This is a genomic window from Streptomyces virginiae, assembly GCF_040638905.1.
GTDB classification, from domain to species: Bacteria; Actinomycetota; Actinomycetes; order Streptomycetales; family Streptomycetaceae; genus Streptomyces; species Streptomyces virginiae_B.
The window spans coordinates 1-17,164 of the sequence record NZ_JBEZYV010000019.1; the positions used below are offsets into that span (position 1 = coordinate 1).

A 17,164-nucleotide genomic window follows, 5' to 3' on the forward strand; every position below is an offset into this window, starting at 1 on the left:
GGGGGGTGTCTCCTCGGCTCGCGCGGGACTGACCTTCTCGGCCGTACCCGCCGGTGCGCGCTCGTCCTGCGGGGACACCCCCCACCGACCCCACACCCCCACCCCGGCGGCGCCCCGTCCCGGACGAAGCGGGGCCGTGGGGTGGGGACACTCCGGGGGCTCCCCGCAGGACGAGGCGCAACCACCGGGCACAACCGGGACATGCCCGCACGCGCCGAGCCGAGGAGAGCCCCCGGAGGGGCACCACCCCACCCGAAGCCACCGCCCTACCCGACGGGCCACACCCCCGGCCAGGGGACGCGACCCAGCCCCGCCGGCGATTGAGACGCGGCCACCGGCCCGCAGCCGGGAACGGGAACGGGCCGGGCCCGGTGCCCCCGTGGGGGAACCGGGCCCGGCCCGAACTGCTGACGCGCCGCGAGGCGTACCGCTTAGTTGTCGTCCTCGTCGATCAGGAAGCCCCGCATCGGCGACGGCGCCTGCATCGGCTGCGGCGCGGCCGGCCGCACCGGAGCCATCGGCTGGGTCATCGCCGGCGACATCTGCTGCTGGCCGCCGTAGGACGGACCGGCGCCCATCGGGGAGGGACCGCCCATGGACGGGCCGCCCATGGAGTGGCCCATCGCACCGGCCGGAGCCATCGAAGGCGACGGCGACGGGGGCAGCGCGGGACCGGCCGGGTTGCGCGGCGGGGCCAGGGAGTCGTCCGCCTGGGTCTCCAGCTGGCGCAGCTGCGACTCCAGGTAGGACTTCAGACGCGTACGGTACTCACGCTCGAAGCCCCGCAGGTCCTCGACCTTGCGCTCCAGCGTGGCACGGGCGGACTCCAGGGAGCCCATCGCGACGCGGTGCTTCTCCTGCGCGTCCCGCTCCAGCGCGTCGGCCTTGGCGCGGGCGTCCCGCTCCAGGCCCTCGGCGCGCGACCGGGCCTCGCCGACGATCTTGTTGGCCTCGGAGCGGGCCTCCGCGATCGCCTGGTCGGCGGTCTGCTGCGCCAGCGACAGGACGCGGGCGGCGCTGTCGCCACCGGCACCCTGCTGCGGGAGCTGCGGCTGCTGCATCTGCTGCATCTGCTGGCCCATGGGCTGCATCTGCTGACCCATCGGCTGCATCTGCTGGCCCATGGGCTGCATCTGCTGGCCGAGCGGGTTCTGGCCGCCCATCGACTGCTGCTGCTGCATCTGCTGCTGGCCCATGCCCTGCGGTCCACCCATGGGGTGCTGCTGCATGGGTCCGCCCATGGGGCCGCCCATCGGGCCGGGGCCCTGCTGGCCCTGGCCGCCGGGGCCCGGCGGGAGCTGCGGCGCGCCGCCCGGCAGCTGGGGCGGGCCCATCTGCGGGTTCTGCTGCTGCGGCGGGCCGGATATGGCCGCGGGCACGGGGGCGCCGGGGCCGCGCTGGTCCTGGGGCTCGGGCTTGCGCATGCTCTGCTGCTGCTGGTTCTGCGCGGCGGCACGCGTGGCGGCAGCCAGCTTGGCGCGCAGGTCCTCGTTCTCGCGCAGCAGGCGCGTCAGTTCGGACTCGACCTCGTCGAGGAAGGCATCGACCTCGTCCTCGTCATAGCCTTCTCGGAGGCGGACGGTCGTGAACTGCTTGTTCCGCACGTCCTCGGGAGTCAGCGGCATGTCTTCTTCACCTCTACGTAGTCGTCGGCAGTCGGCTGGACCGTATCGGGACCGTCCCCGCGCGTACGGGGAAGCTCATCGTTCACACGCTTCTCGCAGCGGTGCTCACGAAGCTGATGAGGATGTAAACGATGATCATCAGAACGAAGAAGGACAGGTCGAGTGCCACGCCGCCGAGACGCAACGGCGGAATGAACCGCCGAAGGAGCTTGAGCGGTGGATCGGTGACAGTGTAGGTGGCCTCCAGAACGACCACCATCGCCTTGCCGGGTGTCCATGAACGTGCGAACTGGAACACATAGTCCATGACCAGTCGGAAGATCAGCACGATCAGGAAGCACATCAGCACGACGTAGACCACTTGCAGTGCGATGCCCATCCCGCGCTTCCCTCTCCCCGTTTCCCGATCTGTTCCCGGTCCCGTATCTGACGGATCGGTCTAGCTTTGGTTGAAGAACCCGCCCTCCGCGATGCGGGCCTTGTCCTCCGCCGTGACATCGACGTTAGCAGGCGACAGCAGGAACACCTTCTGTGTCACGCGTTCAATGCTGCCGTGCAGACCGAACACGAGTCCGGCGGCGAAGTCCACGAGACGCTTGGCGTCCGTGTCGTCCATCTCCGTGAGATTCATGATCACCGGAGTGCCCTCACGGAAGTGTTCCCCGATGGTACGGGCCTCGTTGTAGGTCCGGGGGTGCAGTGTCGTGATGCGGTACGGCTCCCGCTCGGAGACGACCTTGGGCATGATCACGGGGGCGTTCTTCTCCAGGTTCGTGCGATCAGGTGTGATGGATGCCACGGGGGCAATTCGCGCAGGACGTCCGTTTTCCACCGGAATTGGGATGGGTTCCCGCTGCGCCGGAGGCTGTACGGCTCGTACCGGTTCGTCCGATACGGGCGACTGGTGCACGGGCTGCTGTCGGCGATCCCGCTCCCGAGCCCGCTCGATCTCCGGCTCGGGCTCGAACTCGTCATCGGGGTCGTACCCCGGGTTGTCGTACCGGTCGTCCTCCACGAGGCCGAGGTAGACCGCCATCTTGCGCATCGCGCCGGCCATTCTCCGAGTCCTCCGCTCTGTGGTGGATCGCCCTGTCGCAGGTGCCGCCGTGTCACGAATGTCACCAACTGCCCGCGATCCACGTGGTCTGCCCGCTCATCGACGGGAATGACCATATTTTCTGCTGTGGTCCGACTTTCTTCGCGACGTTACCCGAGCCGGGGTCTCGCGCCGAGTACCGCAGTGCCGACGCGTACATGTGTCGCACCGGCCGCAACGGCCTGTTCCAGGTCTGCGCTCATCCCGGCCGACACCATCGTGGCAGTCGGATGGTCCGCGCGCAGGCGGGATGACAATTCCATCAACCGCTCGAAAGCGGCCTGTTCGCGTCCCGCGTAGTGGCCGGACAACGGTGCGACGGTCATCAGTCCGTCGATCCTCAGTCCCGGTGCCCCGGCGACGAGGTCCGCCAACTCCGCCAGCTGCTCCGGTGCGGCACCGCCCCGGATACCCCGCTCGCCCGACTCGGCGTCGAGGGCGATCTGGACGAGGCAACCGAGTTCACGGCCGGCGCCGGTCGCGGCCGCCGAGAGGGCGGTCACGAGCCGGGGCCGGTCGACCGACTGCACCACATGCGCGTATCCCGCCACGGAACGGACTTTGTTGGTCTGCAACTGGCCGACGAAGTGCCAGCTGAGCGGCAGATCCGCGCAGGCCGCGGCCTTGGGGGCGGCGTCCTGGTCGCGATTCTCGGCAACATGACGGACGCCCAACTCCGCCAGCAGTCGTACGTCGCTCGCCGGGTAGGTCTTGGTGACCACGATGAGGGTCACCTCCCCGCGCTCCCGGCCCGCCGCGGCGCAGGCGGACGAGATACGTTCCTCCACCCGCACCAGGTTCCCGGCGAGCTCCGACTTACGATCCGTCATTCTTCTTTTCCCCCGGGGTCCGGGGGTACTCCCCCCGGGAAAGCTCCGTCAACCAGACATATCCGGCCAGCCGGCCGGTGACCCGGTCGCGACGGTACGAGAAGTGGTCCCGCGACTCCAGTGTGCAGACCGGTGAACGCAGGCCGTTCACCACCCCCGCCTCCGCGAGCTGCGCGTGCACCCCCGCGACGACGTCGACCGCCGGTGTGCCCCAGCTGGTCTCGGCCCGGGCGGCGGGAACCACCGACGCCACCGACTCACGCATCTCGGCCGGCACCTCGTAGCAGTGCCCGCAGACCGCGGGTCCGGTACGGGCGACGATCCGCCCTGGTTCGGCGCCGAGGGAGACCATCGCCTCCACGGCCGCGGGCACCACCCCGGCGACCAGTCCGGGCCGCCCGGCGTGGGCGGCCGCGGCGATCCCCGCGACGGGGTCGGCCAGCAGGACGGGCGTGCAGTCGGCGGTGAGCACGGCGAGGGCGAGTCCACGACGGGCGGTCACCACCGCGTCCACGGCGGGGATCGCGGTGTCCGCACCCCACGGGCCGTCGACCACCGCGACGTCCCGGCCGTGCACCTGGTTCATCCAGACCACCAGGTCCGGGTCGAGTCCCAGGGATCGCGCCGCCAGGGCCCGGTTCGCGAGAACGGCGGCCGGGTCGTCTCCGACCGCGCCGCCGAGGTTGAGCTCTTCGTACGGAACGGCGCTCACTCCGCCCCACCGGTCGGTGAAGGCGAAGTGGGCGCCGCCCACGTGATGCTGCTCCGGTGTCACTTCAAGAAGTCCGGGACATCCAGTTCCTCGGCCGGGCTGTCCTGGTACGGCCGGGCCGTGGGGACCTGCGGCGCGGGGGCCTGGACCTCGACCGGGGCCGCCTCGACGGGGGCCGGGGGCTCCTCGCGCGGGGGGACCGTGCCGAGTCCGCCGAAGGCCGGGCGGGCCGGCTCGGCGGCGCGGACCGGAGCCGGGGCGGGCTCCTCGCGCTTGGTGGACGCGGCGCCGATGACGTTGTCCCGTCGGGCCGGGGGCTGTCCGCCGTCGAAACCGGCGGCGATGACGGTGACCCGCACCTCGTCGCCGAGCGCGTCGTCGATGACGGCGCCGAAGATGATGTTCGCCTCGGGGTGCGCGGCCTCGCTCACCAGCTGCGCGGCCTCGTTGATCTCGAAGAGACCGAGGTCCGAGCCGCCGGAGATGGAGAGCAGCACGCCGCGGGCGCCGTCGATGGACGCCTCCAGCAGCGGCGAGGAGATCGCCATCTCGGCGGCGGCCACCGCGCGGTCGTCGCCGCGGGCCGAGCCGATGCCCATCAGGGCCGAGCCGGCCTCGGACATCACGGACTTGACGTCGGCGAAGTCGAGGTTGATCAGACCCGGGGTGGTGATGAGGTCGGTGATGCCCTGGACGCCGGAGAGCAGGACCTGGTCCGCCGACTTGAAGGCGTCCAGGACGCTGACCTGGCGGTCCGAGATGGACAGCAGGCGGTCGTTGGGGATGACGATGAGGGTGTCGACCTCTTCGCGGAGCTCGGCGATGCCGTCCTCCGCCTGGTTCGCGCGGCGCCGGCCCTCGAAGGTGAACGGCCGGGTGACCACACCGATCGTCAGGGCGCCCAGCGAACGCGCGATGTTGGCGACGACGGGTGCGCCGCCGGTGCCGGTGCCGCCGCCTTCACCGGCGGTGACGAAGACCATGTCGGCCCCCTTGAGGACCTCCTCGATCTCCTCGCGGTGGTCCTCTGCCGCCTTGCGACCGACCGCCGGGTTGGCGCCGGCGCCGAGGCCGCGGGTGAGTTCGCGGCCGACGTCGAGCTTGACGTCGGCGTCGCTCATCAACAGCGCCTGCGCGTCCGTGTTGATGGCGATGAACTCGACGCCCTTGAGACCGACCTCGATCATTCGGTTGATGGCATTGACACCACCGCCGCCGACACCGATGACCTTGATGACTGCGAGGTAGTTCTGCGGTGCTGCCACGTCGAAGGCCTCTCGCCTCGAGTTACGTGTCGCCGCCTCGCGGGCCTGCGTTGCGACGACTGATGCCGAAATAGGGACGGTCCGAACGCGCCGACCCGAACCCTCACCCTGAAGTTTAGGGTTAGGGGTGTGTCTGTTCCTTGGAATCTTCCGAACAGGACACTAAGTCGACAAGTAGCGCGTGTTCAACGAACACGCCGAACCTCCCGTTTTTCTTTTCACCCTATGTGATCACCCGTATCGCTGGCCAACCAGGGTGCGTCGCTGTTCGACCTGACGTCAACTCCCGGCCGCAGCAGGGGCGGTGGGAACGCTCACGTCGAAGTGAGCGGCCTTCGGCGCGGCTTTCAACAAAGCGGTCAGCGCGCGCCCCTTCGCGTCGCTCTGTTCGCCGCTGCCCCACCGCACGGACCGGCCCCCGGTCAGCTCCAGCACGATCGAATCGTAGGAACCCACCTTGACCTGCACGGTTTGCCCGGCGATCGGCGCCGGGAGGGATCCGGCGACGAGCACGGCCTCGTGCAGCAACCGCTCTTCGTCGAAGCGGCGGGCGCTCGGGGAGCCTCCCGCGTTCAATTCGAGGACCGGAACACCCGCGGGTGCTTTCGGAACCGTGTCGAATCGCACACCCGATGCGTCCACTTCCACGAAGTTGGCGTCCTTTTTGATGAGCAGGACGGGTTTGCGCTCGGTCACCTTCAGTCCGATTCCGTGCGGCCAGGCCCGCACCGCATCGACCGAATCGATGCGGGGCAGACGGCCCCGTACGCGGCTTTCGATCTCGTCCGTGTCGATGCCCACGAGGGGCGCTCCCACCGGCACGGCCGCGGCGGAGATCACCTGCTCGGGCGTGAGCACGTCGGTGCCGGTGGCGGTGACCTTCTCGACGCGGAGCCAGGAGGACCCGTAGAGGACCCAGCTGCCGCCCGCGACGAGGAGCACCGCGGCGGCCAGGGAGGCCAGCGCGGGGACCCGGCGCAACTGCTTGCCGGGGCCCCGCGGGACGTTCCACTTCACGGGCTTCGCGGGCTTCGGGCTCTTGGGCGGCTCGGTAGAGCCGGCGCCCTTGCGGGGCGGCCGGCCGGGCCGATCAGGAGACGGTGTGCCTCGCTGTGCGGTCGTCGCTCCGGCCACTCCTGTGCCTCCTGCGTCCGTGCTCCCGCGTCAGCGGGACCGGTGGGCTGCGATCGCCTCGTACACCATGCCGACCAGCAGCTCGTCGGCGTCCCGGCGGCCGAACTCACCGGCGGCGCGGGACATCTCGTACAGGCGGTGCGGGTCGGACAGCACCGGGAGGACCTGGCCGAGCACCCAGTCGGGCGTCAGTTCCGCGTCGTCCACGAGCAGGCCGCCGCCGGCCTTGACCACCGGCTGGGCGTTGAGCCGCTGTTCGCCGTTGCCGATCGGCAGCGGGACGTAGGCGGCGGGCAGCCCGACGGCGGACAGTTCGGCGACGGTCATCGCTCCCGCGCGGCACAGCATCATGTCGGCGGCGGCGTACGCGAGATCCATCCGGTCCACGTACGGTACCGGCACATAGGGCGGCATCCCGGGCATGTTGTCGACACGCGGCAGTTCGTTCTTCGGCCCGACGGCGTGCAGGATCTGCACGCCGGAGCGCTGGAGGGTCGGAGCGACCTGCTGGATGGTCTCGTTGAGGCGGCGTGCGCCCTGCGAGCCGCCGGAGACCAGCAGCGTGGGCAGGTTGGGGTCCAGGCCGAACGCGGCGCGCGCCTCGGGGCGTACGGCGGCCCGGTCGAGGGTGGAGATGGACCGGCGCAGCGGGATGCCCACGTAGCGGGCGCCGCGCAGCTTGCTGTCGGGCGTGGAGACCGCGACGGCGTGCGCGTACCGGGATCCGATCTTGTTGGCCAGTCCGGGCCGGGCGTTGGCCTCGTGGACGATGATCGGCACTCCGAGCCGCTTGGCCGCGAGGTAGCCGGGCAGGGCCACGTAGCCGCCGAAGCCGACGACGCAGTCGGCCTTGGTGCGCAGGAGGATCTCCTCCGCGGCCTTGATGGTGCCGCGCAGCCGTCCGGGGACGGTGATCAGCTCAGGGGTGGGCTTGCGGGGCAGCGGTACGGCGGGGATCAGCCCCAGCTCGTAGCCGCGCTCCGGCACCAGGCGGGTTTCGAGTCCGCGCTCGGTTCCCAGGGCGGTGATGCCCACTGAAGGGTCCTGCCTGCGCAGGGCGTCCGCGAGGGCGAGCGCCGGCTCGATGTGGCCGGCGGTCCCCCCACCGGCGAGTACGACATGCACCGAAATTCACCGCTCTCCGGACGGACGCTTCTTGACGCGCCGTCTCATCGACTTCCATCTCACCCCGGTCCGCCTCCAGCCGGTCTTCGGCTGTCGCGTCGCGAGGGCCGCGCGCGCGGCCGGCTCCTCCCGCGCGAAGGCGATGAGCAGTCCGACCGCGAACATGGTCGGCAGCAGGGCCGACCCCCCGTAGGAGAACAGCGGGAGCGGGACTCCGGCGATCGGCAGCAGGCCGAGCACCGCACCGATGTTGATCACGGCCTGCGCCGTGATCCAGGTGGTCACGCCTCCCGCGGCAAACCGTACGAAGGAGTCCTCCGTGCGTCCGGCCACGCGGATACCCGCATAGCCTAGAGCCGCGAACAGGGCGAGGACCGACAGCGTCCCCGCCAGTCCCAGTTCCTCCCCCGTGATGGCGAAGATGAAGTCGGTGTGGGCTTCGGGTAGTTGACCCCATTTTTCCACACTTGCACCCAGCCCGGAACCGAACCAGCCGCCCGACGCGAGGGCGTAGATCCCGTGTACGGCCTGCCAGCAAAGGTCGTTCTTGCCCGGTTCTGTCGCACCGATGCACTCCAGGCGGTCCATCCGGTGCGGACTGGTCTTGATGAGCAGCGCGACGATCGCAGCCGCGAAGGCCAGTACGCCGACGAACATCCGCGTCGGGGCCCCCGCGAGCCAGAGCAGGCCGAACAGGATGGCGCCCAGGATCATCGCGGTGCCCATGTCCCCGCCCAGCATGATGAGGCCGAGCAGCAGGAAGGCCACGGGGACCAGCGGCACCAGGAGGTGCTTCCACTGGCTCAGGAGGCCCTTGTCGCCCTTGCGGGCCAGCAGGTCGGCGCCCCACAGGATCAGCGCCAGCTTGCCGAACTCGCTGGGCTGGAGCATGAACGGGCCGCCGAGGGAGATCCAGTTCTGGTTGCCGTTGATCGAGACCCCTATCCCGGGGACCTGGACCAGGACCATCAGGAACAGCGTGCCGGCGAGCACCGGATAGGACAGCGCCCGGTGCAGCTTGACCGGCATCCTGGAGGCGGCCAGCAGCAGGCCCGCGCCGATGAGGGCGGCCAGGAACTGCTTCTTGAAGAAGTACGCGTCACCCAGGCCCAGCTGGAGGGCCTTGATCATGGAGGCGGAGTACACCATCACCAGACCGAGCACGGTGATGAGCAGGGAACTTCCGAAGATCAGGTAGTAGGCGGTGAGCGGGCGGTCCCACGCCCTGCGCAACTGCTGCTGCGTACGCCGCAGACCGGCCAGCGGCCCGCGCCCGGCGGGCCGCGTCGGGCGCTTCACGCTCACGCCGGGGCGCTTGCGGCCCTGCGCCTTCACGGCGGACGGCCGCCGCCCCGGCAGCATCTGCTTGGCCGGCATCTGTGATCTTCCCCTCCACTCGTACGAGGCGAGCATCCGGCCGGAGGGAACCTGTCCCGGCGCCCCCGGCCTAGGCCGTGTCCGCGGCGCTCTCGGCGGCCAGTTCGCGCACCGCGTCGGCGAACGCTTCCCCACGCTTGTTGTAGTTCGCGAACATGTCCATCGAGGCGCAGGCCGGTGCCAGCAGGACCGTGTCGCCGGGCTCGGCGAGCGCGGCCGCCTCCCGGACCGCTGCGAGCATCGCCCCAGTGTCGGTCCGGTCGAGGTCGACGACCGGGACCTCGGGGGCGTGTCGCGCCAGCGCCTCGGCGATCAGCGCCCGGTCGGCGCCGATCAGGACGACGCCGCGCATCCGCTCGGCCGACTTCCGCACGAGGTCGTCGAAGGTCGCGCCCTTGGCCAGGCCGCCGGCGATCCACACGACCTTGTCGAAAGAGGCGAGGGAGGCCTCCGCCGCGTGGGTGTTGGTGGCCTTGGAGTCGTCGACATAGACGACGGAGCCGACCTCGTCCACCCGGGCGACCCGGTGGGCGTCCGGACGGAAGTCGCGCAGCCCGTCGCGGACCGCGCGCGGCTCCACGCCGAAGGCGCGGGCCAGGGCCGCGGCGGCGAGCGCGTTGGCGATGTTGTGCGGGGCCGGCGGATTGACGTCCTTGACCTCGGCGAGCTCCTGGGCGTTCTTCTGCCGGTTCTCCACGAAGGCCCGGTCGACGAGGATGCCGTCGACGACGCCGAGCATGGAGGGGCCGGGGGCGCCGAGGGTGAAGCCGATCGCGCGGCAGCCCTCTTCGACGTCGGCCTCGACGACCAGGTCCTCGGTGGCCTTGTCGGCCACGTTGTAGACGCAGGCCACCGTGTTGCCCTCGTAGATCCGGCCCTTGTCCGCGGCGTACGCCTGCATGGAGCCGTGCCAGTCGAGGTGGTCGGGCGCCAGGTTGAGGACGGCCGCCGAGTGGACGCGCAGCGAGGGCGCCCAGTGCAGCTGGTAGCTGGAGAGTTCGACGGCGAGCACGTCGTACTCCTGCTCGCCGAGCACCACGTCGATGATCGGGGTCCCGATGTTGCCGACGGCGGCGGTGCGCAGGCCGGCGGCCTTCAGGATCGAGGCCAGCATCTGCGTGGTGGTGGTCTTGCCGTTGGTCCCGGTGATCGCGAGCCATTCGGCCGGCCCGGCGGGGGCCCGGTCGCCGGCTGCGGCCCCGTCGGCCCCTTGCGCCGCGGCCCGGCGGGCGGCACGGAGCTCCGCGCCGGCTGCGCGCAGCCGCCAGGCGATCTCGACGTCGCCGACGACGTCGACGCCGGCCGCGGCGGCGGCCAGGAAGAGCGGGCTCTGCGGCTGCCAGCCCGGCGAGGTGACGACCAGTTCGGTGCCCTCGGGCAGGGTCTCGCCCGCCGGGGCTCCGTCGGGGAGGTGGCCGAGACGGACCTCGATGCCGAGCTCCGCCAGCTCTGCGGCCCTTGCGCGGTGCGCGTCACCGTCGCCGTTGTCGACGACGGTCACGCGCGCGCCCAGCCCGGCCAGTGCCCGGGCGGCGCTGATGCCGCTGATGCCGAGCCCTGCAACGGTGATCCGGCCCGGCAGTCCGAACCGGCCCAGGGCGTCGGGGCCGAGCACGCCGGCCAGGTCGGTGGCGCTCACTTGTCGGCTGCCCATCCCGCGTAGAAGAGACCGAGACCCACGATCACGCACATGCCCTGGATGATCCAGAAGCGGACCACGACGAGGACCTCGGACCAGCCCTTGAGTTCGAAGTGGTGCTGGAGCGGCGCCATCCGGAAGACGCGCTTCCCGGTCAGCTTGAAAGAGCCGACCTGGATGACGACCGACATCGTGATGAGTACGAAGAGGCCGCCGAGGAGCGCCATCAGGAACTCCGTGCGGGAGCAGATGGCGAGGCCGGCGAGCGCGCCGCCGAGGGCCAGCGAACCGGTGTCGCCCATGAAGATCTTGGCCGGCGAGGTGTTCCACCACAGGAAGCCGAAGCAGGCGCCCATGAGGGCGGAGGCGACGACGGCCAGGTCGAGGGGGTCTCGCACCTCGAAGCAGGCGTTCGGGTTGGTGAGGTCGGCCGCCATCGCGCACGACTCCTGGAACTGCCAGACGCCGATGAAGGTGTAGGCGCCGAAGACCATCACGGCGGCGCCGGTGGCCAGACCGTCCAGACCGTCGGTGAGGTTCACGCCGTTGGACATGGCCAGGATCATGAACAGTGCCCAGACCACGAAGAGCACCGGGCCGATCGACCAGCCGAAGTCCGTGACGAACGACAGCTTGGTGGAGGCCGGAGTCAGTCCCCGCGAGTCCTTGAACTGGAGTGCGAGCACCGCGAAGGCGATGCCGACGATCAGCTGGCCGGCCATCTTGGCCTTGGCCCGCAGGCCCAGCGACCGCCGCTTGACGATCTTGATGTAGTCGTCGAGGTAGCCGACCAGGCCCATGCCAGCCATCAGGAAGAGCACCAGCAGGCCCGAGAAGCTCGGCTCGGAGCCGGTGAGGATCTTCGTCAGGGCGTAGGCGACGAGCGTGGCCAGGATGAAGGAGATGCCGCCCATGGTGGGCGTGCCCTTCTTGCCGGCGTGGCCGCGCGGGCCGTCGTCGCGGATGAACTGGCCGTAGCCCTTGCGGGCGAGCAGCTTGATCAGCAGCGGGGTGCCGACGACGGTCAGGAACATGCCGATGACACCGGCGAACAGGATCTGCCTCATCGGCCGGCGACCTCGCCCTCGACAGTGCCCTCGAGCAGGGCCTGCGCCACCCGCTCCAGACCGGCCGACCTGGAAGCCTTCACCAGCACGACGTCACCCGGGCGCAGTTCACTGCGCAACAGGTCGACCGCCGCCTGCGCGTCGGACACGAGCACCGACTCCTCACCCCACGAACCCTCGTTATATGCGCCCAGTTGCAGCCAGGAGGCTTCCCTGCCCCCGACCGCGACGAGCTTGCTCACGTTGAGCCGGACGACAAGTCGTCCGACCGCGTCGTGCTCGGCGAGAGCGTCGTCTCCGAGCTCGGCCATCGGGCCGAGCACCGCCCACGTGCGCCCCCCGTTCGCCCTGCCGCCACCGCCCATCGCGGCGAGCGCGCGCAGTGCGGCCCGCATGGACTCCGGGTTCGCGTTGTAGGCGTCGTTGACGATCGTCACACCGTCCGCCCGCTCGGTGACCTCCATCCGCCACCGTGACAGCGTGCCCGCCCCGGAGAGCGCGGTGGCGATCTCCTCGACGGACATGCCCAGGACGTGGGCGACGGCGGCCGCGGCAAGCGCGTTCGACACGTGGTGCTCACCGTACAGCCGCAAGGTCACGTCGCTGCACCCGGTCGGTGTGTGCAGTGTGAAGGAAGGCTGCCCCTTGTCCGTCATGCGGACTTCCGTGGCCCGGATTTCGGCGTCGTCGGCCTCGCCGAACAGGACCGTACGGGCCTTGGTACGCGCGGCCATGGAACGAACCAGCAGGTCATCGGCGTTGAGGACGGCGACGCCGCCCTCAGCCTCGGCCGGCAGCGCCTCGACGAGCTCGCCCTTGGCCTGTGCGATCTGCTCGCGTCCGCCGAACTCGCCGATGTGCGCGGTGCCGACGTTGAGGACCAGACCGATCCGAGGGGGCGTCAGTCCGGTGAGGTAGCGGATGTGGCCGATGCCGCGGGCGCCCATCTCCAGGACGAGGTGCTGGGTGTCCTCGGTGACGCGCAGCGTCGTGATCGGCAGGCCGATCTCGTTGTTGAGGTTCCCGGGGGTCCACACGGTCGGCGCGTGGTGCTGGAGCACCTGCGCGATGAGGTCCTTGGTGGAGGTCTTGCCGGCGGACCCGGTGAGGGCGACGACGTCGGTGCCCAGGCGGGCGACGACGGCCCGGGCGAGCGCACCGAGGGCGGCCACCACGTCGGGGACGACGATGGCCGGGACGCCGACGGGCCGGGTCGCGAGGACGCCGACGGCGCCGGCGGCGAACGCGCCTTCGGCGTAGTCGTGGCCGTCGACCCGCTCGCCGAGGAAGGCGGCGAACAGGCTGCCGGGGCGGACCTCGCGGGAGTCGTAGACGACGGGACCGGTGACCTGGACGGACGGATCCGGTATGTCGTGGGGCCGCCCGCCGGTGATGTCGGCGATCTCGGCGAGGGAAAGGGCGATCACTGGTTCACCTCGGCCTGTCGGACCTGGGTCGTTCGATCGAGCACGAGTTGGTGTTCGATCGCGGCGCGGAGCACCGTGCGGTCGTCGAAGGGCCGGACGACCCCTGCGGTGTCCTGGCCCTGTTCGTGGCCCTTGCCCGCCACGAGCACGGTGTCGCCGGGCTCGGCGCGCGCGACGGCGGCGGCGACGGCCGCCGCCCGGTCGGCGTCGACGAGGACGGTTCCGCGCTCGGCGGGCGGTACGGACACGGCGCCGCCGAACATCGCGGCGAGGATCGCGAGCGGGTCCTCGGAGCGCGGGTTGTCGGAGGTCAGGACGGCCACGTCGGCGAACCGGGCGGCCGCGGCGCCCATCGGGGCCCGCTTGGTGGTGTCGCGGTCGCCGCCGCAGCCGAGCACGATGTGCAGCTTGCCGGTGGTGACCTCGCGCAGCGCGCGCAGCACCGACTCGACGGCGTCCGTCTTGTGCGCGTAGTCGACGACGGCGAGGTACGGCTGCCCGGCGTCCACCCGCTCCAGCCGGCCGGGGACCCCCGGGACGGCGGCGACGCCGTCGGCGGCGGTCTGCGGGTCGAGGCCGGCGGCGGCGAGCGTGACGATCGCGGCGACGGTGTTGGCGACGTTGAAGGGGCCGGGCAGCGGGGCCTTGGCCCGTACGCGCTGTCCCTCGGGGCCGACCAGCGTCAGCGTGGAGTCCATGTGGCCGGTGACGACGTCCTCGGCGCGCCAGTCGGCGGCCGGGTCGCCCGCGGCGGAGAAGGTGACGACGGGGACGGTCGCCTCCTCGGCCAGGCGGCGGCCGTACTCGTCGTCGAGGTTCACCACGCCCAGGCGGGCCCGGCGGGGGGTGAACAGCCCCGCCTTCGCCTGGAAGTAGTCCTCCATGTCGGAGTGGAACTCCATGTGCTCGGGGCTCAGGTTGTTGAAGACGGCGACGTCGAAGACGCAGCCGTCGACGCGGCCGAGTACCAGGGCGTGGCTGGAGACCTCCATGGCCACGGCCTCGACGCCGCGTTCGCGCATGACGGCGAAGAGGGCCTGGAGGTCGGTGGCCTCGGGGGTGGTCCGCTCGGACTTGATGCGCTCGTCGCCGATGCGCATCTCGACGGTGCCGACCAGTCCGGTGCTGCGGCCCGCCGCGCGCAGGCCGCCTTCGACGAGGTACGCCGTGGTGGTCTTGCCCGAGGTTCCGGTGATGCCGATCTGGAGCAGGTCCTCGCCGGGCCGGCCGTAGATCGCGGCGGCGAGCTCGCCCATCCGGCCGCGCGGGTCGGGGACGGCCAGTACCGGCAGGCCGGTCGCGGCGGCGCGCTCGGCGCCGGCGGGGTCGGTCAGCACGGCGGCGGCGCCGAGGCCGGCGGCCTGGGCGGCGAAGTCGGCGCCGTGGGTCCTGGCGCCCGGCAGGGCCGCGTACAGGTCTCCGGGGCGGACCGCACGGGAGTCGTGCGTGATCCCGGTGATCTGCGCAGCGCCTGGCGACGGGATGCCCAGCAGCGCGGCCAACTCGCCCAGCGGGCTCGGAGTGGCGGACGCGGGCCTGGGCGCTCCCGGCGGCGCTGCCGGGGCGTCTTGCTGGGTGGTTCTGGGCTGATCAGCGTGGGGCACGGCGGTGAGCGTACCGGGCCCGGCGGCCGGGCCGCGAAGTGAGGGCCCGGCCCCGGCTGCGGCGTCCGGTCGGTTCCCGGGTTTCGGGGTGATCGTTGTCACTGATGGTGCCTCACGCTTTTCTGGCGGGCAGGCCGCGGCCGTGGGTCACTGGCCGGGCTGCGGACTGGGCTGCGGGGCGGGCTGCTGGGCGGGCTGCGGGCCGGGCTCGTAGGTGACCGGGAGCCCCGCGGGGGCGGTGCCGGTGGGGGCGACCTGGAGGGTTTTGAGGGCGAACTCCATGACCTTCTTGTAGATGGGGCCGCAGATCTGGCCGCCGAAATAGCTGCCCTTGGTGGGGTTCTGGATGGCGCAGTAGACGGTGATGCGCGGGTTGTCCGCCGGGGCGAAACCGGCGAAGGATGCGGTGTATCCCTTGTAGCGGCCGGTGGCCGGATCCACCCGGTTGGAGGTGCCGGTCTTGCCGCCGACCCGGTAGCCGGGGATCTTCGCCTTGGTTCCGGTGCCCTCCTGGTCGTCGACGACGGATTCGAGCATCTCGGCGAGGGTCTTGGCGGTCTCCTGGCTGATCACACGGTTCTGTTCGGGAGCCGGGGCCGGGGTGAAGCGGCCGTCGGGGCCCTTGGTGCCGCGGACCAGCGTCGGCTCGATGCGGACCCCGCCGTTGGCGATGGTCGAGTACACGGAGGCCGCCTGCATGGCGTTGAGGGACAGTCCCTGGCCGAAAGGGATCGTGTACTGCTGGGAGGTGGACCAGTCCTGCGGCCGGGCGAGGATGCCGCGGGACTCGCCCGGGTAGTCCAGGCCGGTGGGCCGGCCGATGCCGAACTTCGTCAGGTACGAGTGCAGGACCTCGTTGGACTCGGCCTGGGTGGGGCCGAGCTGGCCGGTGGCCAGGATGGTGCCGATGTTGGAGGACTTGGCGAGGACCCCGTTGAGGGTCAGGTACCAGGTCGGGTGGTCGATGTCGTCCTTGAAGAGCCGGTCGCCGCGGTGCAGCCGGTTGGGGACCTCGACGCGGGTGTCGGGGGTCGCCTTCTTCTCCTCCAGCACGGCCGCCATCGACATCACCTTGGCGGTGGAGCCGGGCTCGTACACGTCCTGGAGCGCGGCGTTGCCCATGGCGGCGGAGCTGGCCCGGGTCAGGTCGTTGGGGTCGAAGCCGGGGGCGTTGGCCATGGCCAGTACCTCGCCGGTGCGGGTGTCCTGGACGATGACGTAGCCGCGGTCGGCCTCGGACTTCTGCACCTGCTCGGCGATGGCGCTCTGCGCCGCCCACTGGATGTCCCGGTCGATGGTCAGCTCGATGTCGTCGCCGGGGACGGCGGGCTTCTCGCTGGAGCCGGCGGTGGGGACCTTGCGGCCGCCGGACTGGGCGTAGGTGATCTCCCCGTCCTTGCCGGCCAGCTTCTTGTCGAGGGAGGATTCCAGCCCGCCGGCGCCCCTGCCCTCGGCGTTGACGTAACCCAGTATCCCGGCGGCGAGGTCACCGCCCGGGTACACGCGCTTGCTGCTGTCCTCCTTGAACACGCCGGCCAGGACGTTGGCTCCGGGGGCGTTGTTCTTCTTGTCGGCGGTCGCCTTCTCGGAGAAGACCCGCTTGAGGTCCTTGATCTGGTTCCAGACCTGCGGGGTCTGGCGCTGGGCGAGGACCACGTACCGGCTGTTCTTGGTCCTGAGCTTGTCCGCGAGCTCCTTGGCGTCCTTGCCGAGGATCGGCGCCAGCAGCGCGGCGGCCTGCTCGGGGGCGTCGGGGGCCTTGCTGTCCTGCGGGGTGAACATCTTCGGGTCAGCGGTGATGTCGTACGCGTCGACGCTGGTGGCGAGGGCCACGCCCTTGCGGTCGGTGATCTCACCGCGCTCGGCGGCCAGCTTGACGTTGGTGTAGCGGTTCTTGGAGGCCGCCGCGGAGAAGGACGAGGCGTCGACGGCCTGCACCTGGAGCAGCCGGACGACGAAAGCGAGCATGACGAGGGTCAGGCCCACGCCGACCAGGCGCAGCCGGGGCCGGGGGCTGCCGAGCCGGATGGTGTGGGGCTTGCTGGGGCCGGAGGGGCGGCGCGTCGCCGGGCGGGAGGCCGGGCGGGCGGTGGCGCGGGTCCGGTCGCCCGGCCGCGACGGCCTGGCCGGCCCCGGCACCCGCCGCCGCGGCGGGTCCTGCGGGCTCACCCGGCCACCGTCCGCGGTGTGCCAGTGCCGGTTCCCGTGCCGGTGCGGTGGCCGTGGAACAGGGCTGCGGGCTTTCCGGGGCTCCGCCCCCGAC

General features: G+C 71.2%; 14 protein-coding genes. All 14 read right to left on the bottom strand.

Annotated elements, in window-relative coordinates; all coding sequences use genetic code 11:
* Positions 1-431: 431 nt before the first annotated feature.
* The 14 genes from AB0F82_RS23950 to AB0F82_RS24015 all read right to left on the bottom strand — a co-directional run bounded on the left by AB0F82_RS23950 (position 432) and on the right by AB0F82_RS24015 (position 17,070).
* Positions 432-1,625 (bottom strand): DivIVA domain-containing protein, encoded by a 1,194-nt coding sequence (locus tag AB0F82_RS23950; protein ID WP_356813200.1) that lies wholly within the window; start codon positions 1,623-1,625, stop codon positions 432-434.
* 82 nt (positions 1,626-1,707) lie between these two features.
* Positions 1,708-2,004 carry a YggT family protein gene (locus tag AB0F82_RS23955; RefSeq protein ID WP_030664053.1) on the bottom strand — a complete coding sequence of 99 codons (297 nt, stop codon included), beginning with the start codon at positions 2,002-2,004 and terminating at the stop codon, positions 1,708-1,710.
* Between the two features lie 60 nt (positions 2,005-2,064).
* Positions 2,065-2,682, bottom strand: a complete 618-nt coding sequence (locus tag AB0F82_RS23960; protein WP_356813199.1) for a cell division protein SepF — start codon at positions 2,680-2,682, stop codon at positions 2,065-2,067.
* 149 nt (positions 2,683-2,831) lie between these two features.
* Complete coding sequence (locus tag AB0F82_RS23965; RefSeq protein ID WP_362631146.1) at positions 2,832-3,551, bottom strand: YggS family pyridoxal phosphate-dependent enzyme; 720 nt, start codon at positions 3,549-3,551, stop codon at positions 2,832-2,834.
* Positions 3,538-4,305, bottom strand: a complete 768-nt coding sequence (gene pgeF, locus AB0F82_RS23970) for a peptidoglycan editing factor PgeF (protein WP_362631148.1) — start codon at positions 4,303-4,305, stop codon at positions 3,538-3,540. The genes AB0F82_RS23965 and pgeF overlap by 14 nt, the downstream gene beginning before the upstream one ends.
* Before the next feature lie 17 nt (positions 4,306-4,322).
* Complete coding sequence (ftsZ, locus tag AB0F82_RS23975; RefSeq protein WP_030664043.1) at positions 4,323-5,528, bottom strand: cell division protein FtsZ; 1,206 nt, start codon at positions 5,526-5,528, stop codon at positions 4,323-4,325.
* Between the two features lie 279 nt (positions 5,529-5,807).
* Positions 5,808-6,662, bottom strand: a complete 855-nt coding sequence (locus tag AB0F82_RS23980) for a cell division protein FtsQ/DivIB (protein WP_436842141.1) — start codon at positions 6,660-6,662, stop codon at positions 5,808-5,810.
* A gap of 30 nt (positions 6,663-6,692) precedes the next feature.
* On the bottom strand, positions 6,693-7,787 hold the full coding sequence (gene murG / locus AB0F82_RS23985; RefSeq protein ID WP_030027892.1) for an undecaprenyldiphospho-muramoylpentapeptide beta-N-acetylglucosaminyltransferase: 1,095 nt from the start codon (positions 7,785-7,787) through the stop codon (positions 6,693-6,695).
* 6 nt (positions 7,788-7,793) lie between these two features.
* Complete coding sequence (gene ftsW / locus AB0F82_RS23990; protein ID WP_362631151.1) at positions 7,794-9,164, bottom strand: putative lipid II flippase FtsW; 1,371 nt, start codon at positions 9,162-9,164, stop codon at positions 7,794-7,796.
* Positions 9,165-9,234: 70 nt separating this feature from the next.
* Positions 9,235-10,818, bottom strand: a complete 1,584-nt coding sequence (murD, locus tag AB0F82_RS23995; RefSeq protein ID WP_362631152.1) for a UDP-N-acetylmuramoyl-L-alanine--D-glutamate ligase — start codon at positions 10,816-10,818, stop codon at positions 9,235-9,237.
* A complete protein-coding gene (mraY, locus tag AB0F82_RS24000) occupies positions 10,800-11,870 on the bottom strand; it encodes a phospho-N-acetylmuramoyl-pentapeptide-transferase (protein ID WP_356813193.1) in 1,071 nt (356 codons plus the stop codon). Before mraY ends, murD begins: the two co-directional genes overlap by 19 nt.
* Positions 11,867-13,297, bottom strand: a complete 1,431-nt coding sequence (locus AB0F82_RS24005) for a UDP-N-acetylmuramoyl-tripeptide--D-alanyl-D-alanine ligase (protein WP_356813192.1) — start codon at positions 13,295-13,297, stop codon at positions 11,867-11,869. The genes mraY and AB0F82_RS24005 overlap by 4 nt, the downstream gene beginning before the upstream one ends.
* Positions 13,294-15,003 carry a UDP-N-acetylmuramoyl-L-alanyl-D-glutamate--2,6-diaminopimelate ligase gene (locus AB0F82_RS24010; RefSeq protein WP_362631155.1) on the bottom strand — a complete coding sequence of 570 codons (1,710 nt, stop codon included), beginning with the start codon at positions 15,001-15,003 and terminating at the stop codon, positions 13,294-13,296. Before AB0F82_RS24010 ends, AB0F82_RS24005 begins: the two co-directional genes overlap by 4 nt.
* A gap of 45 nt (positions 15,004-15,048) precedes the next feature.
* Positions 15,049-17,070 carry a peptidoglycan D,D-transpeptidase FtsI family protein gene (locus tag AB0F82_RS24015; RefSeq protein ID WP_362631157.1) on the bottom strand — a complete coding sequence of 674 codons (2,022 nt, stop codon included), beginning with the start codon at positions 17,068-17,070 and terminating at the stop codon, positions 15,049-15,051.
* Positions 17,071-17,164 lie beyond the last annotated feature (94 nt).